The organism is Comamonas testosteroni ATCC 11996 (assembly GCF_000241525.1).
Classification (GTDB): Bacteria; Pseudomonadota; Gammaproteobacteria; order Burkholderiales; family Burkholderiaceae_C; genus Comamonas; species Comamonas testosteroni.
Genome location: NZ_AHIL01000016.1, coordinates 21,392 through 46,785 on the forward strand (window position 1 = coordinate 21,392; position 25,394 = coordinate 46,785).

The 25,394-nt window shown below is 63.3% G+C and carries 22 protein-coding genes; 13 read left to right on the plus strand and 9 right to left on the minus strand.

Going from position 1 to position 25,394, the window contains the following annotated elements; translation table 11 throughout:
* Positions 1 to 61: 61 nt before the first annotated feature.
* The 3 genes from CTATCC11996_RS07210 (at position 62) to CTATCC11996_RS07220 (ending at position 3,344) form a co-directional block, all read left to right on the plus strand.
* Positions 62 to 2,062 carry an OPT family oligopeptide transporter gene (locus CTATCC11996_RS07210; protein ID WP_003074613.1) on the plus strand — a complete coding sequence of 667 codons (2,001 nt, stop codon included), beginning with the start codon at positions 62 to 64 and terminating at the stop codon, positions 2,060 to 2,062.
* Complete coding sequence (locus CTATCC11996_RS07215; protein WP_003074616.1) at positions 2,059 to 2,883, plus strand: hypothetical protein; 825 nt, start codon at positions 2,059 to 2,061, stop codon at positions 2,881 to 2,883. Before CTATCC11996_RS07210 ends, CTATCC11996_RS07215 begins: the two co-directional genes overlap by 4 nt.
* A gap of 122 nt (positions 2,884 to 3,005) precedes the next feature.
* The gene (locus CTATCC11996_RS07220) at positions 3,006 to 3,344 is read left to right on the plus strand and encodes a YegP family protein (protein WP_003074618.1); all 339 of its coding nucleotides are present in this window, start codon (positions 3,006 to 3,008) and stop codon (positions 3,342 to 3,344) included.
* Positions 3,345 to 3,387: 43 nt separating this feature from the next.
* On the opposite strand, the gene CTATCC11996_RS07225 is transcribed toward CTATCC11996_RS07220, so the two are convergent.
* The 5 genes from CTATCC11996_RS07225 to gatC form a co-directional block, all read right to left on the minus strand.
* Positions 3,388 to 4,200 (minus strand): alpha/beta hydrolase, encoded by an 813-nt coding sequence (locus CTATCC11996_RS07225; RefSeq protein ID WP_003074620.1) that lies wholly within the window; start codon positions 4,198 to 4,200, stop codon positions 3,388 to 3,390.
* A 1,082-nt stretch (positions 4,201 to 5,282) separates the two neighbouring features.
* The gene (locus CTATCC11996_RS07230) at positions 5,283 to 5,975 is read right to left on the minus strand and encodes a hypothetical protein (RefSeq protein ID WP_034348382.1); all 693 of its coding nucleotides are present in this window, start codon (positions 5,973 to 5,975) and stop codon (positions 5,283 to 5,285) included.
* A 142-nt stretch (positions 5,976 to 6,117) separates the two neighbouring features.
* Positions 6,118 to 7,575 carry an Asp-tRNA(Asn)/Glu-tRNA(Gln) amidotransferase subunit GatB gene (gene gatB, locus CTATCC11996_RS07235; RefSeq protein ID WP_003074624.1) on the minus strand — a complete coding sequence of 486 codons (1,458 nt, stop codon included), beginning with the start codon at positions 7,573 to 7,575 and terminating at the stop codon, positions 6,118 to 6,120.
* Between the two features lie 114 nt (positions 7,576 to 7,689).
* A complete protein-coding gene (gene gatA, locus CTATCC11996_RS07240; RefSeq protein WP_003074626.1) occupies positions 7,690 to 9,180 on the minus strand; it encodes an Asp-tRNA(Asn)/Glu-tRNA(Gln) amidotransferase subunit GatA in 1,491 nt (496 codons plus the stop codon).
* Between the two features lie 21 nt (positions 9,181 to 9,201).
* Entirely contained in the window at positions 9,202 to 9,501 is a 300-nt protein-coding gene (gatC, locus tag CTATCC11996_RS07245) for an Asp-tRNA(Asn)/Glu-tRNA(Gln) amidotransferase subunit GatC (RefSeq protein ID WP_003074628.1), read from the minus strand.
* A gap of 212 nt (positions 9,502 to 9,713) precedes the next feature.
* On the opposite strand from gatC, the gene CTATCC11996_RS07250 reads away from it, so the two are divergent.
* From CTATCC11996_RS07250 to mrdA, 4 genes are all read left to right on the plus strand, one after another.
* The gene (locus CTATCC11996_RS07250) at positions 9,714 to 10,757 is read left to right on the plus strand and encodes a rod shape-determining protein (protein ID WP_003059473.1); all 1,044 of its coding nucleotides are present in this window, start codon (positions 9,714 to 9,716) and stop codon (positions 10,755 to 10,757) included.
* A 165-nt stretch (positions 10,758 to 10,922) separates the two neighbouring features.
* Positions 10,923 to 11,939 carry a rod shape-determining protein MreC gene (mreC, locus tag CTATCC11996_RS07255; protein WP_003074630.1) on the plus strand — a complete coding sequence of 339 codons (1,017 nt, stop codon included), beginning with the start codon at positions 10,923 to 10,925 and terminating at the stop codon, positions 11,937 to 11,939.
* A complete protein-coding gene (mreD, locus tag CTATCC11996_RS07260; RefSeq protein WP_003074633.1) occupies positions 11,936 to 12,454 on the plus strand; it encodes a rod shape-determining protein MreD in 519 nt (172 codons plus the stop codon). The genes mreC and mreD overlap by 4 nt, the downstream gene beginning before the upstream one ends.
* Before the next feature lie 122 nt (positions 12,455 to 12,576).
* Complete coding sequence (gene mrdA / locus CTATCC11996_RS07265) at positions 12,577 to 14,529, plus strand: penicillin-binding protein 2 (protein WP_003074634.1); 1,953 nt, start codon at positions 12,577 to 12,579, stop codon at positions 14,527 to 14,529.
* A 36-nt stretch (positions 14,530 to 14,565) separates the two neighbouring features.
* On the opposite strand, the gene CTATCC11996_RS07270 is transcribed toward mrdA, so the two are convergent.
* Positions 14,566 to 15,324, minus strand: coding sequence for a sulfite exporter TauE/SafE family protein (locus CTATCC11996_RS07270; protein ID WP_003074636.1), 759 nt, complete (start codon positions 15,322 to 15,324; stop codon positions 14,566 to 14,568).
* 574 nt (positions 15,325 to 15,898) lie between these two features.
* Positions 15,899 to 17,566, minus strand: a complete 1,668-nt coding sequence (locus tag CTATCC11996_RS07275; protein WP_003074638.1) for a GMC family oxidoreductase — start codon at positions 17,564 to 17,566, stop codon at positions 15,899 to 15,901.
* Positions 17,567 to 17,878: 312 nt separating this feature from the next.
* Here CTATCC11996_RS07275 and CTATCC11996_RS07280 point away from each other — a divergent pair, with 312 nt between their 5' ends.
* The 5 genes from CTATCC11996_RS07280 to CTATCC11996_RS07300 all read left to right on the plus strand — a co-directional run bounded on the left by CTATCC11996_RS07280 (position 17,879) and on the right by CTATCC11996_RS07300 (position 22,400).
* Positions 17,879 to 19,006: an MlaE family ABC transporter permease gene (locus CTATCC11996_RS07280; protein WP_003074640.1), complete on the plus strand. Its 1,128-nt coding sequence runs from the start codon at positions 17,879 to 17,881 to the stop codon at positions 19,004 to 19,006.
* A gap of 126 nt (positions 19,007 to 19,132) precedes the next feature.
* Positions 19,133 to 19,993, plus strand: coding sequence for an ABC transporter ATP-binding protein (locus CTATCC11996_RS07285; protein WP_370511086.1), 861 nt, complete (start codon positions 19,133 to 19,135; stop codon positions 19,991 to 19,993).
* Positions 19,993 to 20,940: an MlaD family protein gene (locus tag CTATCC11996_RS07290; RefSeq protein WP_003074644.1), complete on the plus strand. Its 948-nt coding sequence runs from the start codon at positions 19,993 to 19,995 to the stop codon at positions 20,938 to 20,940. Before CTATCC11996_RS07285 ends, CTATCC11996_RS07290 begins: the two co-directional genes overlap by 1 nt.
* 106 nt (positions 20,941 to 21,046) lie before the next feature.
* On the plus strand, positions 21,047 to 21,730 hold the full coding sequence (locus CTATCC11996_RS07295; protein WP_003074646.1) for an ABC-type transport auxiliary lipoprotein family protein: 684 nt from the start codon (positions 21,047 to 21,049) through the stop codon (positions 21,728 to 21,730).
* 172 nt (positions 21,731 to 21,902) lie between these two features.
* Positions 21,903 to 22,400 (plus strand): hemerythrin domain-containing protein, encoded by a 498-nt coding sequence (locus tag CTATCC11996_RS07300; RefSeq protein ID WP_003074648.1) that lies wholly within the window; start codon positions 21,903 to 21,905, stop codon positions 22,398 to 22,400.
* 98 nt (positions 22,401 to 22,498) lie between these two features.
* Here CTATCC11996_RS07300 and CTATCC11996_RS07305 read toward each other — a convergent pair whose 3' ends face one another.
* Complete coding sequence (locus CTATCC11996_RS07305; RefSeq protein ID WP_003059455.1) at positions 22,499 to 23,146, minus strand: MarC family protein; 648 nt, start codon at positions 23,144 to 23,146, stop codon at positions 22,499 to 22,501.
* 182 nt (positions 23,147 to 23,328) lie between these two features.
* Between CTATCC11996_RS07305 and CTATCC11996_RS07310 the strand changes: the two genes are divergently transcribed.
* Complete coding sequence (locus CTATCC11996_RS07310; RefSeq protein WP_003074650.1) at positions 23,329 to 24,021, plus strand: dienelactone hydrolase family protein; 693 nt, start codon at positions 23,329 to 23,331, stop codon at positions 24,019 to 24,021.
* Positions 24,022 to 24,184: 163 nt separating this feature from the next.
* On the opposite strand, the gene CTATCC11996_RS07315 is transcribed toward CTATCC11996_RS07310, so the two are convergent.
* Positions 24,185 to 25,387 (minus strand): magnesium transporter CorA family protein, encoded by a 1,203-nt coding sequence (locus CTATCC11996_RS07315; protein WP_003074652.1) that lies wholly within the window; start codon positions 25,385 to 25,387, stop codon positions 24,185 to 24,187.
* Between the last annotated feature and the right edge of the window lie 7 nt (positions 25,388 to 25,394).

Here is a 25,394-nt window from a genome sequence, read left to right on the forward strand (position 1 = left end):
TCATGGTGTTGCGCGCCGCTGATGCTAGGCTTGTGCCATTAAAGATCCTCCCGCTTGCACAATGAATACACCAATCAAGAGAGAGTTCACCTTCCGTGGCGTGCTGCTCGGCGCGCTCATCACCCTGGCGTTCACCGCCGCCAACGTCTATCTGGGGCTCAAGGTCGGGTTGACCTTTGCCTCGGCGATTCCCGCTGCCGTGATCTCCATGGCGCTGCTCTATCGCTTCAAGGATTCCAACATCCTTGAAAACAATCTGGTGCAGACCCAGGCCTCCGCAGCCGGCACCTTGTCTTCGGTCATCTTTGTGCTGCCGGCACTGCTCATGCTGGGGCTGTGGACGGGTTTCCCGTTCTGGCAGACGGCATTGATCTGTGCGGCCGGCGGTACGCTGGGCGTGCTCTACACGGTCCCCCTGCGTCGCGTGCTGGTGGTGCAGTCCGAGCTGCCCTATCCAGAGGGCGTGGCCGCTGCCGAGGTGTTGCGCGTAGGCGACGAGCAGCGCCATCTCCACGATCCGCAGAACCAGGGCAAGCCACGCAGTTCGGGCTTGCGCGAGCTGGGCTGGGGCACGGGGCTGGCCGCGTTGTTCGGCTTTCTCAGTGGCGGTCTGCGTCTGCTCGGCGATGCCTTCAATTTCTGGATTCCCGCAGGCGGCGTGGCCTTTCGCGTGGCAGCGGGCTTCTCGCCGGCCCTGCTGGCCGCCGGCTATCTGATGGGCGCGGCCGCAGGCATTGCCGTGCTTGTGGGGCTGGCGCTGTGCTGGGGTGTGGTCGTGCCCTGGCTGACGGCCCAGGCTTCTCCTGCGGTTGGCCAGGCGCTCTCCGAGCTATCCACCCAGCTCTGGGGCAGCAAGGCCCGCTTTCTGGGGGCGGGCGTCATCGGGATCTCGGCGCTGTGGACCGTGGCAACGCTGGCCAAGCCCATTGTCCAGGCGATTCGCAACCAGCCTGCACGCAGCGTTGCCGAGAGCGGCGGTGGCGACGAAACCGACAAGGACATGCCGCGCAGCTGGATGCTGATGATAGGAGCTGCCGCCTTGGGCGTGCTGTTCCTGGTGGTCAATGACTTCATCGCCGGGCATATGCCCGAGCTGGCCGCTGGCGCACGCTACGGCCTGGCGGCCCTGTGCGTGCTGTTCGCAGCCCTGTTCGGCTTTCTGGTAGCGGCGGCCTGCGGCTATATGGCCGGTCTGGTCGGCTCTTCGGCCAGCCCCATCTCGGGCATCGGCATCATTGCCACCTTGCTGATGGGCGTGGCCCTGCTGGCGCTGCATGCCCTGGTGCCGGCCTATGCCAGCGCCGTCGCGGGGCAGATGGGCATTGCACTGGTGCTGTTCATGGTTTCGGCCGTTCTGGCCATGGCCGCCATCTCCAACGACAACCTGCAGGATCTCAAGACCGGCTACCTGGTGGGGGCCACGCCCTGGCGTCAGCAGATCGTGCTCATCATCGGCTGCCTTGTGGGCGCGCTGGTCATACCGCCCGTGCTGGATCTGCTCTACAACGCCTACGGTTTTGCGGGCAGCATGCCGCGTGCCGGCATGGACCCGAATCAGGCCCTGGCCGCGCCGCAGGCCACGCTGATGATGCAGATTGCCAGCGGCATCTTCAAGGGCTCGCTGGACTGGAGCATGCTGGGTCTGGGCGTGGCCGTGGGCATTGCCGTGATCCTGATCGATCTGGCCCTGCGCAAGAGCGGCAAGGGCGCGCTGCCGCCGCTGGCCGTGGGCCTGGGCATCTATCTGCCGCCCACCATAGGCCTGACGCTGACCATAGGCGCGGTGCTGGGCTGGTGTATTGCCAGAGCCATCAAGGCCTATGCGCAGCGCGGCGGCAAGGACTGGACGGCGGCGGCCGAGGAGCGCGGCCTGCTGCTGGCTTCCGGCTTGATCGTGGGCGAGAGCCTGATGGGCCTGCTGATTGCGGCACTGATAGGCTTCAGCGGCAAGGATGCGCCGCTGGCCCTGGTCGGTGAGGGCTTTGCGCCCGCCATGTGGCTGGGCCTGGCCTATTTCGTGGGCCTGTGTGTGTTCTTCTATCGACGGGTGCTGCGCAAATGAAGACAGGAAGATTCGACGGGGAACAGGCCGAATATCGCCAGGGCAACTTTGCCTTTGCCCATGAGTGGCTGCAGGAGTTCAAGACCCTGGACGAGGTGCTGGAGCGGCTGGACGCGCTGCGCGCCGCCGACCCTGCACATCGCTACCTCTGCACGCTGGACGATGTGAGCCAGTGCAGCTACACCAGCGGCCATGCGAGCCAGGACAAGCGCCTGTATCTGGATGACCCCGAGGACATGGATTGGGAGGACCCGGCGCAGGAGCAGGCCCTGACGCTGGCTTCGCTGCAGCACCGGGTGGCGCAGCTGCAGCGGCCCGGACTGGTGCAGGACTGGGCGCAGGTCTGTGGCACGCTGCTGCTGGCGACCGAAGACGTGGATGCCCTGCTGCTGGCCAACCGCAGTCCCGAGGTGCTGCTCGACGAGGTGGTCTATGTCCAGCGTCTGCCCGTGCCCAGCGATGAGCTCATGATTGCGGGCCAGCCCAATGGCTATTTCAGCGCGGACTGGGACAGCTTCCAGAACCACGCCGTCATCCGCCATCTTGTGGCGCAATATGGCTATCGCTTCTTCGGCATGGGCGCCGCATGGATGGGCTTTGTGCGTGCCAGCCTGCCCGATGCGGTGCTGGTCGATCGGTTGATAGAAGATTTGCGCATGCTTTACGGCCAGGGGCAGGGCGAGGTGCGGGAGCATGTGGGCTGGGCACAGCTGGCGTCTGTGCTGCTATCTCGGCGTACGCTGATGCTCGGCTATGCCGAGAATCTGGCCGAAGGCCTGGGGCTGGATCAGCCGCCCTATGAAAGCGTCATGAAAAGCTGACAAGGCTGGATTCGTCACCGCCGGAGCCGGCCATGAGATGCCCGGTTTCAGCGGTGATGGTTTTATAGTGTGCGGGCTACCCCCGCGGCGCAGGCCGCTTTTTGCAACTGAAGGAGAAACCAATGGCAGGTCATTTCGAGTTGAGCAAGAGCAGCGATGGGCAGTTCCGGTTTGTGCTGAAGGCCAGCAACGGCGAGATCATTCTCACCAGCGAGCTGTACAGGACCCGGGCGGCGGCCGAGAACGGCATCGCCTCGGTGCAGACCAACAGCCCGCTGGCCGAGCGCTACGAGAAAAAGACAGCCAGCAACGGCAAGGAGCATTTCAACCTCAAGGCTGCCAACCACCAGGTTATCGGCACAAGCCAGCTCTATGCCTCGGCGGCATCGCGCGATGCGGGCATTGAGTCCGTCAGGAAAAACGGCGCGACGACGGTCGTCAAGGATCTGACTGGCACTTGAAACCCATCGCCGGACAGCACCTGCTGGGAGCGTCAGAGGCCTTTCAGGCCTCTTTTTGATGCCCGTCCACAAACTGCTCTATGGCGCTCCAGAAGCCGTTGGCGCGGAAGATGGTCGAGTGATTCGCCTGGGCGAATGCCTGCACCTGAACCGCCTTGCCCTTGAGGCTGTGCAGCAGCGCATCGGTGCGCTCGGGCTGCACCACCTGATCGAGTCCGGCGCGCAGCACCAGAATCGGCCCATGGTAATTGCGCAGATGCGCGGCAGAGTCGAACGGGTCGCGCAGCAGCAGCTCCACGGGCAGCCAGCCATACATGCCGCGCACCGTGTTCAGAATGCTGTCGAAGGGAGTGACCAGCACCAGCTGGTCCGGCTGGCGCAGATCGGCCACGGCAGCCGCCACGCCCGTGCCCAGACTGCGGCCGATCACGGTGATGGGCAGCTGGGGGTGCAGGCGCCTGACCTCGTCGAACAGGGCGGCGGCATCGAGCTCCAACAGCTCCTGCGTGGGCTCGCCCTCGCTGGCGCCATAGCCGCGGTAGGCCAGCATGTAGATATCGCTATGTGGCAGGCTGCGCGCCAGCTGCTGGCGCCGGTGGGCAATGTTCTCGGCATTGCCGCCAAAGTAGATCACCGCATTGCGCGCCTTGCCGTCCGCCGGGTGCAGTTGCCAGCCCCGCAGCAGCACATCGGCGCGCTGCAGCGAGAAATCGGTGCTCTGGGCCGCCACCTGCGTGCCGCCGCCCGGAAAGATCATCTGGCGCTGCTGCGCAAACATATAGCTGCAGATACAGATATAGACCGCCAGGCACAGGGCCAGCAGCCAGAGCAGGGGCTTGAGCAGCTTGGAGAACATGGAGCGCAAAAGTATGGGGTTTGCGCCGGATTGTGCGCAGATTTGTGTGGGTTTGGTGTGCGCTTTACCTCGGCTTTATGTAAGCGGTGGTTTGAGGAATTGATAGCGGGTGGCACTGGTGTTGCCTGCGGCTGGGGCTTGTTTGGCTCGTGTTTTGTCTTGACCGCATGCCTGCTTGGTTTTCAGAGAGCGGGTCTCGGCCCGCCTGCCGACTTACTTTCTTGCAGGTGCAAGAAAGTAAGCAAAGAACACAGCCCCTGCTGCCCACGACCCCTTCGCTGCGCTCTGGGGCGACCTGCGCCGTCAAGCTCTTGGGGCTGTGCGGCAAAACTCACTTCGCGTCTTCGACGCTCCGTTCAAACAGGTTGCCGCAGACTAGATGACGATGCAGTTGCACTCTGTGGTGCAACTGCCAACCCCAAGAGCTTGCCGTCGCAGGCGTGGGCACAAGGGGCAATACCGGATGCGGGATAGCTTCTTTGGAAAATTAATAGCTGCTACCGCAATACAGATAGGCGAGAGAAGCCAATTTCGTCATAACTCTCGCAGGCCGTCCGTACCCGCCTCCACCCGTGTGTCAGCGCCTGCGGCACGCGGTTCAGGCTGCGGGCAGCGCTGCCGCAGGACAGCGTTGCATCGTGCTCTGACTTACGGCAACGTGTTTGAGCGGCGCGCGCAGCGCAAAGCGAGTTTTGCCGCACCGCAGACTGAATGGCGTGACGCAGGTTTGCCCGCAGCGCAGCGAAGGGACGCGGACAGTCGGGGCGCATTCTTTGGGTTACCTTTCTTGTGCGAGCAAGAAAGGTAACTCGCCTGCCGGGGCGAGACCCGGCGCGGCCGGCCCGGCCTCTGTCGTGTACGACAAAAAAAGCGCTTTTTTGATAGCGGCTTACGCTGATGCGATGGAGCCAGAGACCGATTTGGCTTGAAGCCTCTGTTTTAGCGACATGCCTGATTAGTGGACAGTGGGCGGGCCTACTTCTACTGCCGGTATGCCGGATCACCAGAAAGTAGGCAAAGAGCCCGCCCCTACTGCCCCCGTTCCTTCGGCTGCGCCTGCGAGGGGACCAGACACCTAGCTATCACGCCCCCGGCAAAAAATACCCCGCCTTATGCTGATTCCGCGAACTGCTCACGCACAGCTTCAACCGCGCCTCCATGTACTGGCGCACTTCCGAGCGGTCGCACATCTGGGCCAGGTCTTCCCAATACAGCAGGCTGGTGAAAGAAGGCTTCGCGGACTCAGCCGTGTCGCCCTCGCTCATTTCTGCGGCGCGCGCAGGGGTGGGAACATAGATAGGTCCATTCACCGGGGCGTAGTGCTGCACCGGGCGGCCCGCGGCTTCTTCCTTGCGGCGCGAGGTCAGCACAAAGTAATGCTGGCGGGCGTCCGCCAGATGCGGTTTCTTGTCAGCGTCGAACACCTTGTCCAGGCGCTCCAGCCCTTTGGCCACATCGGCGGCGTAAGTCCAGTTGCTCAGGTATTTGGTCTCGATGAACAGAAAGACCTGGCGTGCCGGGTCGGAGATGAGCACATCGGCCAGCTTGCTGCGCAGGCGCTCGTGGCACAGGTAGGCGTGGGTGTCAAACGAGATATGGGGGTTCTGAATGCCCAGGTCTTCGCGGCCGGTGACTTCCTGGATGTAGCGGTTGAAATAAACGATGCGCTTGGCATAGCCGGCCGTGAATTCGTTGAAAAAGTAGCCGGCAAAGAACTTGGTGCAGAGGTTGCGCTCTTTTTCGGATTCGATGAGGGAGGCGTTCGAGAAGATCACAAAAACTTTCCTGAGCAGGCGGCGCAGGGCGTGGGAAGCGGCAAATAACAAGGCCGCAGGCATATGCTGCCTGCGGCCCTTAGAGCGTGTCCACATTATCTGGGGACACAAGCACGTCTTTGGGGACGTGCGTGTAACAGAGTTAGGCCAGCTTGGCCTTGAGCAGCTCGTTGACCTGGCCGGGGTTGGCCTTGCCCTTGGACGCCTTCATGACCTGACCGACCAGGGCGTTGAAGGCCTTGTCCTTGCCGGCGCGGTATTGCTCGACGTTGGCGGGATTGGCGGCGATTACCTCGTCGATGATGGCTTCCAGCGCGCCGGTGTCGTTGGACTGCTTGAGGTCCTTGGTGTCGATCACGGCATCCACATCACTGCCTTCGCCGGTCCACAGGGCTTCAAACACCTGCTTGGCCGAGTTGTTGCTGATGACATTGCCGTGGATGCGGGCGATCAGGGTGCCCAACTGCTCGGCGCTGACCTTGACCTGGTCCATGCCGATCTCTTCCATGTTCAGGCGGCGCGAGATCTCGCCCATGACCCAGTTGGACGCCAGCTTGGCCTGGCCGCAGGCCTTGGCGGCGGCTTCAAAGTAGGCGGCCATGGCCTGGCTTTGCGTCAGCGTGGTGGCGTCGTACTCGGGCAGGCCGTATTGCTCGACAAAGCGCGCGGCCATGGCGCGGGGCAGCTCGGGCATCTCGGCCTTGACCTGCTCAACCCACTCGGGCGCCACGACCAGCGGAGGCAGGTCGGGGTCGGGGAAGTAGCGGTAGTCGGCCGCATCTTCCTTGGTGCGCATGGCGCGGGTCTCGCCCGTGTCGGGGTTGAACAGCACGGTGGCCTGCTGGATCTTGTGGCCGTCCTCGATCTGCTCGATCTGCCAGAGGATTTCGTAGTCGATGGCGATCTGCATGTTCCTGAACGAGTTCAGGTTCTTGATCTCGCGGCGGGTGCCCAGCGGCTGGCCTGGCTTGCGCACGGACACGTTGGCGTCGCAGCGGAACGAGCCTTCCTGCATGTTGCCGTCACAGATGCCGATCCAGGTAACGATCTTGTGCAGCTCCTTGGCATAGGCCACGGCTTCGGCGGTGCTGCGGATATCGGGCTCGGTCACGATTTCCAGCAGCGGCGTGCCGGCGCGGTTCAAATCGATGCCGGACTGGCCGATGAACTCGTCGTGCACCGACTTGCCTGCGTCTTCCTCAAGGTGGGCGCGCACCAGGCGCACGGTCTTGAGGACGTTGTTCTTGCCTTCTTCCAGATAGAAGCTGACTTCACCGCCTTGCACCACGGGGATCTCGAACTGGGAGATCTGGTAGCCCTTGGGCAGATCAGGGTAGAAGTAGTTCTTGCGCGCGAAGATGGAACGCGGCGCAATCGTCGAGCCCAGCGACAGGCCGAGCTTGATTGCGCATTCCACGGCCTTTTTGTTCATCACCGGCAGCGTGCCGGGCAGTGCCAGGTCCACGGCGCTGGCCTGGGTGTTGGGCTCGGCGCCGAAGGCGGTGCTGGCACGGCTGAAGATCTTGCTGTTGGTCGCCAGCTGGGTGTGGGTTTCGAAGCCGATGACGACTTCGTAGCCATTGATCAGTTTCACAGTCATTGCTCTGTGTGTCCTAACTGCTAAAAGAGAAGCGGCTTGCGCATGTTTTGATTAGGTTTCAGGTTGTTTTCATGCTGAAAATAAGTCAGTACAAGCGCAAGAAGCTATTAATTTTTAAATGCCAACAGGGCTCTTCAGGTGGAAGTCTGTCGCTTGCTGGAAGCGGTGGGCCGCATTCAGCAGCTTGGCTTCGCTGAAGTAGTTGCCGATCAGCTGCAGGCCCACGGGCATGCCGCCGTCGCCAAAGCCTGCGGGCAGGGACAGGCCGGGCAGGCCGGCCAGCGATGCGGGCAGGGTGAAGATGTCGGCCAGATAGTTGCTCACGGGGTCGGCCTTGCCGCCAATGGCCCAGGCCGTGGTGGGCGCTGCCGCACCGGCGATCACGTCGCAGTCCTTGAAGGCGGCCTGGAAGTCGTCGGCAATCATGCGGCGGATCTTCTGCGCCTGCAGATAGTAGGCGTCATAGTAGCCTTCGGACAGCACATAGGCGCCGATCATGATGCGTCGCTTGACCTCGTCGCCAAAGCCTTCGGCGCGGGTCTTCTTGTACATGTCGTTGAGGTCTTCGTACCTGGCGGCGCGATGGCCGAACTTCACGCCGTCAAAGCGCGACAGATTGGACGAAGCCTCGGCCGGAGCCAGGATGTAGTACACGGGCACGGACAGTTCGGTGCGCGGCAGGCTCACGGGCACCAGCTTGGCGCCCAGCTTTTCGTATTCCTTGAGCGCGGCGTCCACGGCTGTGCGGACATCGTCGGACAGGCCTTCACCAAAGAACTCGGCGGGCACGCCGATGCGCAGGCCTTCGATCGAGTCACCCAGGCGGGCAGTGAAGTCCTCGGCCGGGTAGTCCAGGCTGGTGGAGTCGCGGTCCAGATCGGGGCCGCACATCTCGCTCAGCAGCAGCGCGCAATCTTCGGCGCTGCGGCCCATGGGGCCGGCCTGGTCGAGGCTGGAGGCAAAGGCGATCATGCCGTAGCGGCTGGCGCGGCCGTAGGTGGGCTTGATGCCGGTGATGCCGCAGAACGAGGCGGGCTGGCGGATCGAGCCGCCGGTGTCGGTGCCGGTCACGGCCGGGGCCAGACGCGCGGCCACGGCTGCGGCCGAGCCGCCGGACGAGCCGCCGGGCACGCGCTCGGTGTTCCAGGGGTTGCGCACGGGCTGGGCGCTGTCGAAGCCCACGGGGGCCACGGCCGAGTTCTCGTTGGCGCCGCCCATGGCGAATTCGTCGCAGTTGAGCTTGCCCAGGGTGACCACGCCAGCATCGGCCAGCTTCTTCACCACGGTGGCGTCAAACGGCGATTGGTAGCCCTCCAGCATCTTGCTGGCGGCGGTAGTGGGGAAGTCCTTGGTGACGAAGATGTCCTTGTGCGCGATGGGCACGCCGGCCAGCTTGCCGCCCTTGCCTTCGGCAATCAGGGCGTCTGCCGCCTTGGCCTGGGCCAGGGTGGCGTCTTCATTGATGGCGACAAAAGCGCCCAGGTTCTGGTGCTGCTTGGCGCGGGCCAGGAAATGCTGGGCGGCTTCGGTGGCAGAGACCTGCTTGGCGCGCAGTTGCGCGGCCAGCTCGGCCACGCTCAATTGGTGGAGTTCGGTTTGGCTCATGTTCTTGTGTGTCCCGCGCGTTTATTCGATGACCTTGGGCACGAGGAAGTAACCCTTTTCGGCTGCAGGGGCGTTCTGCATGTTGGCGTCGCGGTTATTGCCCTCACTTACCAAATCGTCACGTAGCCGTAAGGCGACGTCCTGGATGGCTGCCACCGGATGTGACAGAGGGCTGACGCCTGAAGTATCCACAGCCTGCATTTTTTCGACGATGCCGAAAAAGTTGTTTAGTTGCGCGAGCATGCGCTCACTTTCGTCTTGCGACAGCTCAAGGCGGGCCAAGTTGGCGATGCGCGCAATGTCTTGATCGTTCAATGCCATAGAAATTATTTAACAGGGCCGCCGCGTGTAAAGCAGTGTTTCTAACCCTGACAGTAGAAGTTATTCACAGGGGATACGGTATTATCTCGGCTTTGCCGCAATACCTCCGTTCGGCTGGTCATTGTGCAAAAAATGCCCACCACCCAGACTCCATTACCTTACATCCCGGCGACGGCTAGCCGATGCGCAAGCCGTGCCTGAGAGGACCCTGAATGTTCGGAGCTTTCCGTCGGTACTTCTCCACCGACCTTGCCATTGACCTTGGCACAGCTAACACCCTGATTTTCGCCCGAGACAAGGGCATTGTTCTGGACGAACCTTCGGTGGTTGCGATCCGTCACGAAGGCGGCCCCCACGGCAAGAAGGTGATCCAGGCTGTCGGCCGCGAAGCCAAGGCCATGCTGGGCAAGGTGCCCGGCAATATCGAGGCCATCCGTCCCATGAAGGACGGCGTGATCGCCGACTTCGTGATCACCGAGCAGATGATCAAGCAGTTCATCAAGATGGTGCATCCACGCTCGGTGCTGACGCCCAGCCCCCGCATCATCATCTGTGTGCCCTGCGGCTCCACCCAGGTCGAGCGCCGCGCCATCAAGGACGCCGCCGAAGCTGCGGGCGCCACAGCGGTGTACCTGATCGAAGAACCCATGGCAGCCGGTATCGGCGCGGGCCTGCCCGTGTCCGAAGCCTCGGGCTCCATGGTGGTGGACATCGGCGGCGGCACGACCGAAGTGGGCGTGATCTCGCTGGGCGGCATGGTCTACAAGGGTTCCGTGCGCGTGGGCGGCGACAAGTTCGACGAGTCCATCATCAGCTACATCCGCCGCAACTACGGCATGCTTATCGGCGAGCCCACGGCAGAACTGATCAAGAAGCAGATCGGCTCGGCTTTCCCCGGCTCCGAAGTCAAGGAACTGGAAGTCAAGGGTCGCAACCTGTCAGAAGGCGTGCCGCGCAGCTTCACCATCTCTTCCAACGAAGTGCTGGAAGCGCTGACCGATCCGCTCAACCAGATCGTTTCCGCCGTGAAGAACGCGCTGGAGCAGACGCCTCCCGAGCTGGGTGCCGACATTGCCGAACGCGGCATGATGCTGACCGGCGGCGGCGCGCTGCTGCGCGATCTGGATCGTCTGCTGGCCGAAGAAACCGGTCTGCCCGTGCTGGTGGCCGAAGAGCCGCTGACCTGCGTGGTGCGCGGCTGCGGCATGGCGCTGGAGACCATGGATCGCCAGGGCAGCATCTTCACCAGCGATTAATCGCTGTGCAATGTGGTGTTTTGCGGCACGCGGCATAGTGCGCGTACCGCAGCCACTTCCATGAACAGGGCCTGAGTCCGTGATACGCCTGCATACCGCGCTCTCTTTTTGCATTCCTTCTGGTTGGGAAGGCCGTACGCATACGGCTATGCCCAGGGAGCGCACATGAGCCTGGACACCCTGGACCACCGCGCTCCATCACTGTTCAAGCAACAGGCCTCGCGCACTTCCCAGCTTGCCCTCTACAGCGCCTTGGCGCTGTTTTTGATGGTAGCCGACGCGCGTTTCAAGATCACTACTCCCGTGCGCTCCGCCTTGTCGGTGGCGCTGTCGCCCGTGCAATGGGTGGTGGCCCAGCCGGTGCTGGCCTATCAGAACGCCAGCCGCTATGCCGAAGTGCAGCAGCAGGCCGTGGCCCGCGAGGATGCTGCACGCAAGGAGCTGGTCGTCATGGCTCAGCGTGCCGAACTGGCCGACGAGTTGATCAAGGAGAACGAGCATCTGCGCTCCATGCTGGAGTTGCGTGAGCGCTCGTTGACGCCGGGCCAGGTGGCCGAGGTGGTCTATGACAGTCCCGACCCCTATACGCGCCGCGTGGTGATCGACAAGGGGCAGGCCGACGGGGTCGAGCCGGGCTCTCCCGTACTGGATGAAAAAGGCGTGATAGGCCAGGTCACGCGCGTCTATCCGACGCGTGCCGAGGTCACGCTGCTCATCGATCGCGATCAGGCCATTCCCGTTTTCAACCCGCGCACTGGCGCGCGCAGCGTTGCCTATGGCGATGCGTCTTCGACCCGCGCCGGCGGGCTGGAGTTGCGCTTCATGCCCAGCAATGCCGATGTGCAGGTGGGCGATTTGCTCACTACCAGCGGTATTGACGGGCTGTATCCCTTGGGTTTGCCCGTGGCCAAGGTGGTGACGGTGGACCGCCGTGCCGACTCTGCCTTCACCCGCATCTACTGCGAGCCCGTGGGCCGCGTGCAGGGCGTGCGTCATGTGATGGTGCTCAAGCCTCAGGGCCGCACCGAACATCCCGAAGCCGCCAATATGCAGGCCAAGGCCGATGCCGAGAAGGCCGACCGCGCAGCCAAGGCGCGCGGCAAGAAGGAAGCCGCCGCTGCCGAAAAGGAGAAGGCCGCCGCTGAGAAGGCGGGTGCCAAGCCCGCGAAGGACCCCGCATGATCATGCCGCGCGGCCAGCAGCTGTTGCTGCCGGTCAACCCTCTGTTCATCGTCGTCACCCTGGTGATCGGACTGGCCATCAATATGCTGCCGCTGGGCCGCATCGTCTGGCTGCCGGACATGCTCATGTTGCTGCTGGCCTTCTGGAGCCTGAACCAGCCGCAGCGCGTGGGTCTGGGCATTGCCTTTGCGCTGGGCCTGATCATGGATGTGGACCGAGCCTCGCTGCTGGGCCAGCATGCGCTCGCCTACACCTTGCTGGTCTTCGTGACGGGCTGGATGAGTCGTCGTCTGCTCTGGTTCTCGAGCCCCGTGCAGGCCCTGCACCTGCTGCCGGTGTTTGCTGCGGCGCACGGCATTCAGGTACTGCTGCGTGTCGCGACAGGGGGTATCTTCCCAGGACTGGAGTTTCTGATAGCGCCAGTGATCGAGACCTTGCTGTGGCCTGTGGTCAGCGCTTTGCTGCTGGCGCCGCAGCGCCGTGCGCCGGACAGCGATGAAAACCGGCCTCTGTAGATGAAAGCCCCCTTGAGTCGCTGCGCGCCTTTCCCCCTCTCGCTTCGCGGGGGGGAACGACTGCCTCGCTGCGGGGCGGCCCTTGCTTGCAGTCACTGGCTTGGCGTGCGGGGAGCCTGCGCATGATGGAGATTCGCAACACCGAAGTCGAGCTGCAGCGCTTCCGGATGCGGGCAGTCGTCATGGGCTGCGTGGTATTTCTGGCGTTCTGTCTGCTGGTCTGGCGTCTGCTGGTGCTGCAGGTCGAGCGCCATGAGGAATTTGCCGAGCGGGCCGAGAGCAATCGCACGGCGGTGGTACCCATCGTGCCCAACCGGGGCCAGATCCTGGATCGCAACGGCGTGGTGCTGGCGACCAATTACTCGGCCTATACGCTGGAGATCACACGCTCGAAGGTCGAGGATCTGGACGAGACCATCGAGGGGCTGTCCGAGGTCATAGAGATCACGCCGCGCGACCGTCGCAAGTTCAAGCGGCTCATGGATGACTCCAAGAGCTTTGAGTCGATTCCGATCCGCTCGCGCCTGACGGATGAGGAAGTCGCCAAGTTCGCTGCTCAGCGTTATCGCTTTCCGGGCGTGGACATCAAGGCCCGCCTGTTCCGCACCTACCCGCTCAAGGAAACCGGCAGCCATCTGATCGGATACATCGGTCGTATCAATCAAAGGGAAAAAGAAGAGATCGACGAGTCCGATGATGCCGCCAACTACCGCGGCACCGAGGTCATGGGCAAGCTGGGTGCCGAAAAGAGCTATGAGCTGCAGCTGCACGGCCAGACCGGCTGGGAGGAAATGGAAACCTCGGCTGGCGGTCATGCCGTGCGCCGCCTGGGCAGCCGCCCCGCCACGCCGGGTCACAGCCTGCAGCTGTCGGTGGATATCAAGCTGCAGAAGATGGTGGAAGACCTCTACGGCAATCGCCGTGGCGTGGCCATCGCCATGGACCCGCGCAACGGCGAGGTGCTGGCCATGGTCAGCAAGCCGACCTACGACCCGAATCTGTTTGTCGACGGCATCGACCAGGAGAGCTGGAAGGCACTCAACGAATCGCTGGATCGCCCCTTGCTCAACCGCTCCATGCGCGGCACCTACCCGGTAGGCTCCACCTACAAGCCCTTCATGGGCCTGGCAGGCATAGAGACCGGCAAGCGCACGCCGGGCACGGTGATCCAGGACGGCGGCTCCTGGACTTTTGGCGGCCACACCTTCCGCTCCGGCCATGCGCTGGGCCCGGTGGACCTGGCGCGCGCCATCCAGCATTCCAGCAATGTCTATTTCTACACCCTGGCCAACGAGATGGGCGTGGATGCGATCCACGACTTCATGAAGCCGCTGGGCTTTGGCCAGATCACCGGCATCGATCTGCCCGGCGAGGTGCGCGGCGTGCTGCCCAGCAAGGAGTGGAAGCGCAAGACCTACAAGCGCGCCGCGCAGCAGCAATGGTTCGCGGGCGAGACGATTTCTCTGGGTATCGGCCAGGGCTACAACAACTTCACCATCCTCCAGCTCTCGCATGCGCTGGCCACGCTGGTCAACAACGGCATGAGCTTCACGCCCCATGTGGGCAAGGAGCTGATCGACTCCGTCACCGGTACGCGCACGGCCATTGTTCAGCCGGCACCCGTCAACCTGGGCTACAAGCAGAGCAATGTCGATGCGGTCAAGCGTGGCATGGTGGGGGTGGTGACCGGCGGCACGGGGCGTGGCGTATTCGGTAGTGCCAGCTATCTGTCGGGTGGCAAGACCGGCACGGCCCAGGCAGTGAGCGTTGGCCAGAAGGAAAAGTACAACGCTGCGCGTCTGGCTGAGTACCAGCGCGACCATTCGCTCTATATCGCCTACGGCCCGGCCGAAGCGCCCAGGATTGCCGTGGCCGTGATTGTGGAGAATGCCGGCTTCGGTGCAGCGGCTGCCGCACCCATCGCACGCCGCATCCTGGACTACTGGCTGGTGGGCAACTATCCCAGCGAGGCTGATATCGCTGCCGTGCGCCAGGGCAAGGCGGGCGCACCGATCGGCACGCCGCGCCGTGTGGAAGATATCTCGGTGCTGTCCGACGACGAAACAGCACCTTGATAAATTGATGGCTGTTAACGCTTTCTGTGTAAAGGCTTAACGCAGAAAAGCGTCGTAGCCCGTCTTCAGAATCAGCAGGCTGACCACGCCGATGAAAATCGTGCGTACAAAGCCGGTTCCGTGGCGCAAGGCCATCCAGGTGCCCAGCATGCTGCCCAGTACGTTGGCCACGGCCAGCGGGATGGCAAAGTGCCACCAGACATGGCCCTTGAGCGTGAACAGCAGCAGTGCTGCGGCGTTGGAGGCCAGATTCAGCAGCTTGGCGCTGGCCGAGGCGTTGAGGAAGTCATAGCCCAGCAGGCGCACGAACAGGAACACGAAGAAGCTGCCCGTGCCCGGGCCGAAGAAGCCGTCGTAGAAACCGATCAGCAGGCCGATGGCGCTGGCGGTCAACATCTCGGTGCGGCCTGCCAGGCGCGGTTCGTGGTCGCGGCCCAGCTCTTTTTTGGCCAGGGTGTAGCCCAGCACACCAAGCAGGATGAAGGGCAGCAGCTTGCGCAGAAAATCGGGCGAAATCAACGTGACGGCCCAGGCCCCGAGAAAAGCTCCCACCAGCGTCGTGCCGATGGCGGGCAGCAGCGTGGCCCAGGTGATATGGACGCGCTTGCTGTACTGCCAGGCGGAAATGGCCGTGCCCCAGACGGCGGCGCTCTTGTTGGTGCCAAACAGCGTGGCGGGCGTGGTGGTGGGGAAGGCCGCAAACATGGCCGGCACCAGAATCAGTCCGCCGCCTCCCACGATGGCGTCAACAAACCCGGCCAGGGCCGAGGCGAGAGAAACAAGAATCCATTCCATGGAGCAAATGCCTGCAATTGGTGCATGCCGTGAGCAGCGCCCGCTGCCGCTGGGGCGGCGCTGCCGGAGGCGGGATGAAGAAGCCAGGGGAGAGCGGGCGTGAAGGCCCGAAGATGGCGCCGGCATTGTCGCACCGCCGCCTCAAGCTTGTGCGCAGGCATAAAAAAAGCGCCCACTGAGGGGCGCTTTTGAACGCATCTTTGATGCTTTTATATGTATTGGTCTGGTTGTGTCGAGTTGTCTCCTCGGCCCTCCATGCTGCTTCGTGGAGCAGCGAGAGTGACGAGAATGTAAGGGCTGCACCTGTGTGGTGCATTGGGGAATTCCCTTGGGTTATATCAAAAACGTCTGACAAATGAATCAGAAAGTTTCGTGACATCCTTATGAGTTTTGCGATATTTCAAAAACAATAGCGTCATATGCTTATAAGCAAAAGATCTCTGAAGACTTTGATTCATGGAGCATGACGTCGCGCGGGATTCTTCCGCTCGGACAGGCTTTGCGCTCCAGAGCGAATTTCAGGCGCTGACGGGCTTGTCACAGTGAATCGCTCGGATTTTCGAGAGGCCGTTTTTCAGGTCGCATCACGAATCCACTGCGCCGCCTTTTCGGCCATCATCAGCGTCGGGCTGTTGGTATTGCCGCTGGTGATGGTGGGCATGGCGCCGGCATCGACCACGCGCAGGCCCTGCACGCCTCGCACCTTGAAGCGGCTGTCCAGGACCGCCATCGGGTCGTCGGCGCGCCCCATCTTGGTCGTGCCCACGGGGTGGAAGATGGTGGTGGCGATATCGCCGGCCAGACGCGCCAGCTCCTCGTCGCTCTGGTATTGAACACCGGGCTTGAACTCTTCGGGCTGGAAGGGCGCAAGCGCCGGCTGGCTGACGATGCGCCGCGTGACACGCAGGCTGTCTGCTGCCACCTGCCGGTCTTCGGCCGTGCAGAGGTAGTTGGGCGCGATGGCCGGAGCCTGGCGGAAGTCGGCGCCCTGCAACTGCACCGTGCCGCGGCTGCTGGGGTTGAGGTTGCAGACGCTGGCGGTGAAGGCGGCAAAGTCGTGCAGCGGCTCGCCAAAGGCATCCAGCGACAGCGGTTGCACGTGATATTCCAGATTGGGGTGGGCCAGCGCCGGATTGCTGCGTGTAAAGGCCCCTAGTTGCGAGGGTGCCATGCTCATGGGGCCGCTGCGCTTGAGTGCGTATTCAAGGGCTATGGCCGCCTTGCCCCAGAGACTGCCGGCCATGGTGTTGAGCGTCTTGGCGTTGTGCACCTTGTAGACCGAGCGGATTTGCAGGTGGTCCTGCAGATTGGCGCCCACGCCGGGCAGATCGCGGCGAACGGCCACGCCATGGCGCTGCAGCAATTCGCCGGGGCCGATGCCCGACAGTTGCAGGATATGCGGCGAGTTGACCGCACCCGCGCAGAGCAGCACTTCGCGCCCGGCCTGCACGGTCACCATCTCGTCTCCGGTCCAGACTTCGGCGCCGGTGCAGCGCTGGCTGCCGTCTGGCAGATCTTCCAGAATCAGCCTGCGTACCTGGGCCCGGGTCCACATCTCGAAATTGGGGCGGCCATAGCAGGTGGGACGCAGAAAGGCCTTGGCCGTGTTCCAGCGCAGGCCCGATTTCTGGTTGACCTCGAAGTAGCCCACGCCCTCGTTGCAGCCACGGTTGAAGTCGTCGGTGGCCGGGATGCCGGCCTGCTGCGCCGCCTGGGCAAAGGCGTCGAGTATGTCCCAGCGCAGACGCTGCTTCTCCACGCGCCACTCGCCGCTGCCGCCCGTGCTCTTGCTGCCGTGCAGGCGTTTGAACTCTTCGCCGGCATTGCCTCCGGGGTCCAGACGCCAGTGATCCTCGTGCTGCCTGAAGGCCGGCAGGACCTGCTCCCAGCGCCAGGTGTCGTCGCCGGTCAGATTGGCCCATTGCTCGTAGTCGCGGGACTGGCCGCGCATATAGATCATGCCGTTGATGCTGGAGCAGCCACCCAGTGTCTTGCCGCGCGGATAGCGCAGGCTGCGGCCGTTGAGTCCGGGGTCAGGTTCGGTCTGGTAGAGCCAGTCGGTGCGCGGGTTGCCTATGCAATAGAGATAGCCCACAGGGATATGGATCCAGTGGTAGTCATCCTTGCCGCCTGCTTCGATCAGCAGAACCCGGTGATTCTTGTTGCGGGTGAGACGGTTGCACAGCAGCGAACCTGCTGTACCGCCGCCGATGACGATGTAGTCGAACTGGGTATCACTCATGGGCAGATCAAAAGGCCGGTACAGCTTGGCGCAGAGGCCAGAGCGTCAGGCAGTCATGGGCAGAAAGTCCGGTTCATTAGGTGCGATGACCTTGCCAGTGTCGATAGGGAAAGCGCTCGCATACTCCTGTTTTGGAAGCTGTCGGCGTAGTACTGGTTTTGACTTTCGCGAGTTTTTGATAAAAATTGCAACGCTATCATTGCGTGGCATGCGGCAGCGGCCTACGTGCTGCGGTTGGCATGTTCCTCGCTTGGCGCGTTATGCTGGCCCCTGCGGCCAGCCCGTCTCCCTCATGTCCTAGGAAGCTTTTCTTTGCCCAGCTCAGACCAACTACCTCAATGCCCGCTGCAGTCCCGCGAAGGTCAGCAATGGGCTGTGCCTGTGGGCCGCTGGAGTGCTGCCGAGCTGGGCGACCGCCATATCTGGCGTCAGCTGGCACCGCAGATCAGAGCGGTTCCCAAGGGCGCGGCCTGGGATCTGCAGCAGATGGTCTGGTTCGACCATATCGGTGCGCAGCTGCTGTGGGAGCAATGGGGCAAGGCCTGGCCAGCCCACTTGCTGACGACCAAGACCCAGCGCTCCATGCTGGAGCGAGTGGCCAGATTCAGCGAAGTACCAGAGCCCAAGCCCGAGCCCTCGGGCTGGATGTGCGAGGTCAATCGACTGGGGCAGATGGTGATCGACGCCTGCGGGCACTTTTCCAACTTGATTCAACTGGTCGGTCAGTTGCTGCTGGACTGCCTGCGATTGCTGCGCAATCCTTTTCGTGGCCCCTGGCGCGATATTTCAGGCCACCTCTATGCGACGGGGGCGACAGCCTTGCCGATCACGGCCCTGGTGGGCTTTCTGATCGGCGTGGTGCTGGCCTATCTGATGGCGCTGCAGCTGCGCCAGTTCGGGGCCGAGTCCTTTATCGTCAACATTCTTGGCATCTCGCTGATCCGCGAGCTGGGACCGCTGCTGGCGGCGATTCTGGTGGCAGGGCGCAGCGGCTCGGCCATTACGGCGCAGATCGGTGTGATGCGCGTGACCGAAGAGCTCGACGCCATGCAGGTCATGGGCATCTCCCAGGGCTACCGGCTGGTGCTGCCGCGTGCGCTCGCGCTGGCCGTGTCCATGCCGCTGGTGGCGTTGTGGACCATTCTTGCGGCACTGGCGGGCGGCATGGTCGCGGCGGACCTGACCATGGACATCACGCCGTCTTACTTCATTCAAAGTCTGCCTGCGGCCGTAAAGATCGGCAATCTGGTGCTGGCCATGGGCAAGTCCGTGGTGTTTGGCGTGCTGATTGCCCTGATCGGCTGCCATTGGGGCCTGAAGGTAGAGCCCAATACCCAGAGCCTGGGGCGCGGCACCACGGCGGCGGTGGTGTCATCCATCACCATGGTCATCATCGTGGATGCCATCTTTGCCATCCTCTTCAGAAACGTGGGCTTTTAGGATGAACTACCCCCTGTGCGGCTTCGCCGCTTCCCCCAAAGGGGGCGACATCTTCGCTGAGGGGCGGCCCTTGCTCGGCGTCTCTGGCTTGGGTCGCGCCAGCCTCGCGCGGCGGGGGGCACGCAAATGACAGAGGTGATGCGCAACCGCCGTATCGAGGGGGCCGTGGGCGACTACGCGCCGCCGCAGGATGTGAAGCCGCTGGTGCAGGCGGTGGACCTGTGGACCGAATTTGGCGAAGGCGCATCGCGCTTTGCCGTGCACCAGGACTTGAACTTCGATGTCTACCCGGGCGAGATTCTGGCCCTGGTTGGCGGCTCCGGCACGGGCAAGACGGTGCTGCTGCGCCAGATCCTGGGGCTGCTCTCGCCATCGCGCGGCACGGTGACCGTGGACGGACGGCCCTCGCGCGAGGTCATCAGCGGCGAGCTGGCGGCGAGTCAGGTGGGCATGCTGTTCCAGCAGGGGGCGCTGTATTCGGCCTTCAACGTGCTGGACAACATCGCATTTGCGCTGCGTGAGCAGGGAACCTTGCCCGATGCCGTGGTGCGCGATGCGGCCATGGTCAAGCTGCAGATGGTGGGCCTCAAGCCAGAGCATGCCTCGCGCATGCCGGCAGACCTGTCGGGAGGCATGATCAAGCGTGTGGCGCTGGCACGTGCGCTGATGATGGATCCGCCGCTGCTGCTGCTCGACGAACCCACAGCAGGACTGGACCCCAAGGGCTCGGACGAGTTCTGCGAGCTGCTGCGCGATATCCATGCAGAGCTGGGCCTGACCGTGATCATGGTCACCCACGATCTGGATACGCTGTTTGCACTGTCCACACGAGTGGCCGTGCTGGCCGAGAAAAAAGTGCTGTTCACCGGAGCCCCGCGCGACGTGGCCCGGATCAAGCACCCGTTTATCGAACATTTCTTCCAGGGAGAGCGTGGCCGCCGTGCCATGGCCCCGGTGCAAGGCGGCGCGGCCGCAGAGGAAAGCTGATGGAAAACAAGTCCCATGCCATGGCTGCCGGCATCTTCGTGCTGGTGGTTGCGGCCCTGCTGGCAGGGCTGGCCGTCTGGCTGACGCGCGACAACCGCGAATACCAGCTCTACGAAATGTCCACCAAGGATGGTGTCAGCGGTCTGCAGCCCCAGGCCACGGTGCGCTACAAGGGCGTGCCCGTGGGCAAGGTGGTGCGTATCGGCTTTGACCCGCAGATTCCCGGCAATGTGCTGATTCGCATTGCCGTGGGCGAGGATACGCCGGTCACGCCGGCCACCTACGCCCAGCTTGGCTATCAGGGGGTGACGGGGCTGGCCCATATCCAGCTCGACGATGACAGCAAGGCTTCGCAGCCGCTCAAGCCTGGGCCCAGCGGCCTGCCGCGCCTGCCCATGAAGTCCTCGCCGCTGAACATGCTGGCCGACCAGGGGCCGGTGCTGCTGGAGCGGGTTGACGAAATTTCACGCCGCCTCAATGCCATGCTGGGTGAGGACAACCAAAAGCGCGTGAGCGCGGCGCTGGACAATATCGCGGCCGCATCCGGAGGGATCAAGGATCTGGCCGAGACCATGAACAAGACGGCCAAGGACTTTCCTCAGCTCACGACGGATGCGCACCAGACCCTGCAGTCCCTGACCAAGGCCGGCAATGCCGCCACGGGCGTGGCAACCGATTTGCAGCAGACCGTGCGCAAGGTGAATGCGCCCGACGGCCCGCTGCAGCAGATTGCCGAGGGCACGCAGGCCCTGTCGCAGGCGGCCGAGTCGCTGGGGCGCAGCACCTTGCCGCGCATGAACGGTGCGGCGGACGATGTCTCGCGTGCCGCGCGCACCATGGGCGCGGCGGCAGGCCGCTTCAATGACAACCCGCAGTCGGTCATCTACGGTCAGGGCCTGGGCCTGCCAGGCCCCGGCGAGCCCGGTTTTGTGGCTCCGGCCAAGTGAAGCCGCAACAAGGACACGACTTGCGCAAATTCGGACCAGGCAGGCTGTTTCTCGATGGAAATGCCTGCTGCCCATTCCGGCTGGCCTAAGTCCCAAAGGAATCAATATGGCAGACACAAAGATTTCACTCACCGGCCGCGGAGCACGGCGATTGCTGGGCGCTTCTTCCCTGGTGCTGGCGCTTGCCGCCTGCTCGGGCCTGCCCACGGCACCCACGCAGCCGGTGCGCTATGACCTGGGCATGACCGACCTCACGGCGCCGCTCGCCAATGCAGCCGCACCCTCCGTGGCGCCGGCGCCGCTGGTATTGGCTGAAGTCCAGGCTCCGGGCCTGCCCGAAGGCTTGACGGCCATGTTCTACCGCCTGAACTACAGCGACAGTCAGCAACTGCGTGCCTACCAGAACGCGCGCTGGAGCCTGCCTCCAGCCCAGATGGTGGAGCAGCGCCTGCGCATGCGCCTGGGGCTGGAGCGCCCCGTGCTCTCGGGCAAGGACAATGTCCGCCCCCTGCAGGCCGACAAGCGCTCGATTGCGCAGCTGCGCGTGACGGTGGACGAGTTCAGCCAGGTCTTTGACAGTGCCAGCAGCAGCCGTGCGCTGCTGCGCCTGAGTGCCAGCCTGATTGGTGCCGGTGAGAGTGCGGGCAATCAGTTGCTGGGCCAGAAGGTGTTCACGGTCGAAGTGCCAGCTGCTGCTGCCGACGCTGCCGGCGGTGCCCAGGCCATGGCGCGTGCTGTGGATGAGGCGGCTGCCCAGCTCAGTCGCTGGTTGCAGGGCTACGGGCGCTAGAGCCCGAACAGCCCCAGGCATTTCCGCTCCCAAAGCCCTGCTAGTCAGGGCTTTGTTGATTCCGGGCAAGTCCTGGTTACTTGCGGGCAGCTGCTTTGCTGATGTGGGTCAATGGCCGGGCCAGGCCTTGTTCTTAAGCTGCCAGTTCCTCAACCTCGCACAAGGAACTGCCATGGCCAGCCTCGAATGGAATGCCGCTCTCATCCTGGATTTTCCCGTCATGGACGAGGTGCATGAAGAGTTCGTCACCCTGCTGGCCCAGGTGGAAGCTGCGGGCGACGAGCAGCTGTGCGCGCTCTGGGACGAGCTGATTGCCCACACCCAGCAGCACTTCGATCAGGAGGACCGCTGGATGCAGACCACGGGATTTGCCACGGGCAACTGCCACAGCCAGCAGCACAAGGTGGTGCTGGCCGTGCTGCGCGAGGGAGCGGTCAAGGGCAGTCAGGGCGATCTTGCCACGATCCGTCATATGGCGGCCGAGCTGGGCCCCTGGTTCAGTCACCATGCGCAGAACATGGATGCCGCGCTGGCCTTGCATATGCGCCGCGCGGGCTTTGACCCGGTGACCGGCGCGGTGCTGGTGCCCGAGGCTTTGCCTGCTGAGCCGATCACCGGCTGTGGTGGTGCCTGTGGTGAAACTGAAAAAAAGGAAGTAGTAACTGCCTGAAACTGACGCGCGCTAAGGCGAGAGACAGCGAGCAAGCGCCGCTGCGCAGCGAAGCTGCCGTCCCCCCCTTGGGGGAAGCGGCGTAACCGCTCAGGGAGTCAAGGATATATTGCCGGGGAGGCCAGGATGGGGAAGATCTTGATCAGGCCTCCCGCCATCACCTCGATGGCCAGCGCGGCCAAAATCAGGCCCATGAGCCGGGTCATCACATTGATGCCGGTCTTGCCCAGCACGCGGGCAATCGGGTGGGCCAGCGAAAAGCAGACCATGATGGCGGCGGCCACCACCACGCCATAGCCGACCAGTGCCACATGCTGCCAGATGGTGCGCGCCTGATCGGCATAGATCACCACGGTGGACATGGCAGCAGGCCCGGTCAGCAGCGGAATGGTCAGCGGCACGACGGCGATGCTGTTGCCCTCGGCGGCCTTTTCGACGCCGGCTGCCAGCGTGGCATTGTTGGGGCGGTCTTCGGCGGGGCGGGCGTTGAGCATGTTCATCGCGCTGATCAGCAGCAGCAGGCCGCCGCCGACCTGAAAGCTTTGCAGCGAGATATTGAAGAACTGCAGAATCTGCAGCCCCAGCAGGGCGCAGACCGCAATCACGCAGAAGGCGGCAAAGGCGGCGGTGCGAATCGTCTGCCAACGCTGCTCGGCGTCGAAGCCGGCCGTGTAGTGGATGAAGAACGGGACGATGGCCAGCGGGTTGATGATGGCGACCAGGGTGATCAGCGGCTTGATATCCATTACAGCTCGCCTCCGGGCATGGGGGGCTTATCGCGACTGTCGGCCTTTTGTGGGGCTGAGATAGCTGGCATCAACACTCCTGTGAAAAAATGGCCGAATCATCGACGCGGCATCAGCCATTACAGCATTGCTGGCGGTCGCGTCGCGGATTCCCCTTTTGAACCATGTTAAGGAGCTTCGCAATGGGCAGCTTTGTTGAACTGACAGCCGTGGATGGCGCAAAAACCCCCGCTTATGTGGCCATGCCTGAGGGGCCGGCACGCGGTGCCATCGTGGTGCTGCAGGAGATCTTCGGCGTGAACTCGCATATCCGCTCCGTGGCAGACCGCTACGCAGCCCAGGGTTATGTGGCTGTGGCACCCGCCATGTTTGCCCGCGTCAAGCCCGATGTGGAGCTGGGTTACAGCGACGAAGACATGAAGGCCGGCTTTGCGCTCAAGACCGCAGTGGAAGCCCTGCCCGAGCCCGGTGCACTGCGCGATGTGGAAGCGGCCGTGGCCCATGCTGCGACGCTGGTGCCCGGTGGCAAGATTGGCGTGGTGGGCTTTTGCTGGGGCGGCCTCATGACCTGGCGCTCGGCCTGCAATCTGGCTAGCGTCTCGGCTGCAGTCTGCTACTACGGCGGCGGCATGACGGGAGAGCTGGAGGCCAGCCGTCAGGCGCTGTGCCCGGTGCTGGCCCATTTCGGCAGCAAGGATCACTACATCTCGCTGGAGTCCGTCGAAGCCTTCAAGAAGGCTCAGCCCAAGGTGGAAGTCCATGTCTACGAAGCCGACCATGGCTTCAACTGCGACCAGCGAGGCTCCTACAACGCGCCTGCTGCTGCGCAGGCCATTGAGCGCACTCTGGCCTTCTTCGCTCAGCATCTGGGTTGATATAAAAACCATAGCTGCTTGTGATGGATATATAAGCGCAAGCAGCTTTTTTATCTAAAGCCCGTTGCCGCTGGGCGGTCCCCATCAGAGACATCAAGCAAGCGCCGCCGCGCAGCGAGGATGTCGTCCCTCTTCGGGGAAGGCGCGGAAGCACCTCAGGGGGTCATTCTTTTTCTTCGCTTTCCAGGTAGCGGCGGCGCCAGAAATAGGCCACCAGCACCACGGTGATGATCACCATGGCCACAAGGGCCCAGATGAAGCCGTCCTTTTTGTGCACGAAGGGGATGAATTCGAAGTTCATGCCGAAGATGCCGGCAATCAGGTTCAGAGGCAGAAAGATGGCCGTCACCGTGGTCAGCGTGCGCATGATGTCGTTGGCGCGGTTGCTCTGCGCCGAAAAGTGCATTTGCACTGCGGTCTCGGCGCTTTGCTCCATGCGGTGAATATGGTGGGTCACGCGCTCTATATGTTCGAGCACGTCGCGCGAGCGCACGCGCAGCAGTTCGCGCTCATGCTGGCGCGCGGGTGTGTGCTCGGGCGGCCAGCCCTCCAGTGCCTCGGTCCAGTCCTGTACGGCGGCGCGCTGGTCTTCGCAGATTTCATCAAGCTGGTGCAGCGCCAGGCGCACATCGAGCACGCTGGCCCAGTTGCTGAAGCGCTTGTTGGGCTTGAGCAGCGCCATCTGCCAGTGGTCGATCTGGCGCGTCAGCGTGCGGCGCAGGTCCAGATAGCCGTCCACCATGCCGTTGACCATGCGCAGCATCAGGTCGGCAGGCTCCACGGGCATCTTGGCGCTGACCTGGCGGCCGTCGGTCTTGGCGGGGCCGGAAATCAGGCGCTGCCAGAAGTTCTCCAGCACAAAGCAGCCGTCGGGATGCACGGACAGCAGTATCTGGTCATACAGCGCAAAGCCCACGGGCTGGGTTTCCACGCGTTGCAGCACCGGCGCTTCGCGCTGGCCGCTGTGGGCCGGGCTGTGGGATGGCGGCGGGGCGCTGGATGCCGCACTGCCGGTGCCGGCAGCCAGGGCAGGCAGGCCAGCCGGTGTGGCCACGGCTGTCGCGGGCGAGGCGTGGTTGCCGTTGAGTGGAGGCAGATGAGCGTTAGCCAGGCGCCGGAACACCAGCACGTCGTACACCGAGGTGTAGTCGTAATTGGAAGGGATGGCCGGATTCAGCAGGTCGGAGACATGCAGGTCCACGAGGGCGGAGCCGCCCAGCCTGGTCAGCATGGTCTGAATGGCCGGCAACTGAGCCTCCAGCTCCGAGCGTGTGCAGGAGACCCAGTAAAACCCCGTTGTTGCCGCCTGCGTGGGCAGTCCGTCAACTGGCTGGGCATAGAGGGGAGAGATATGCAGCACGCGCATGGGAATA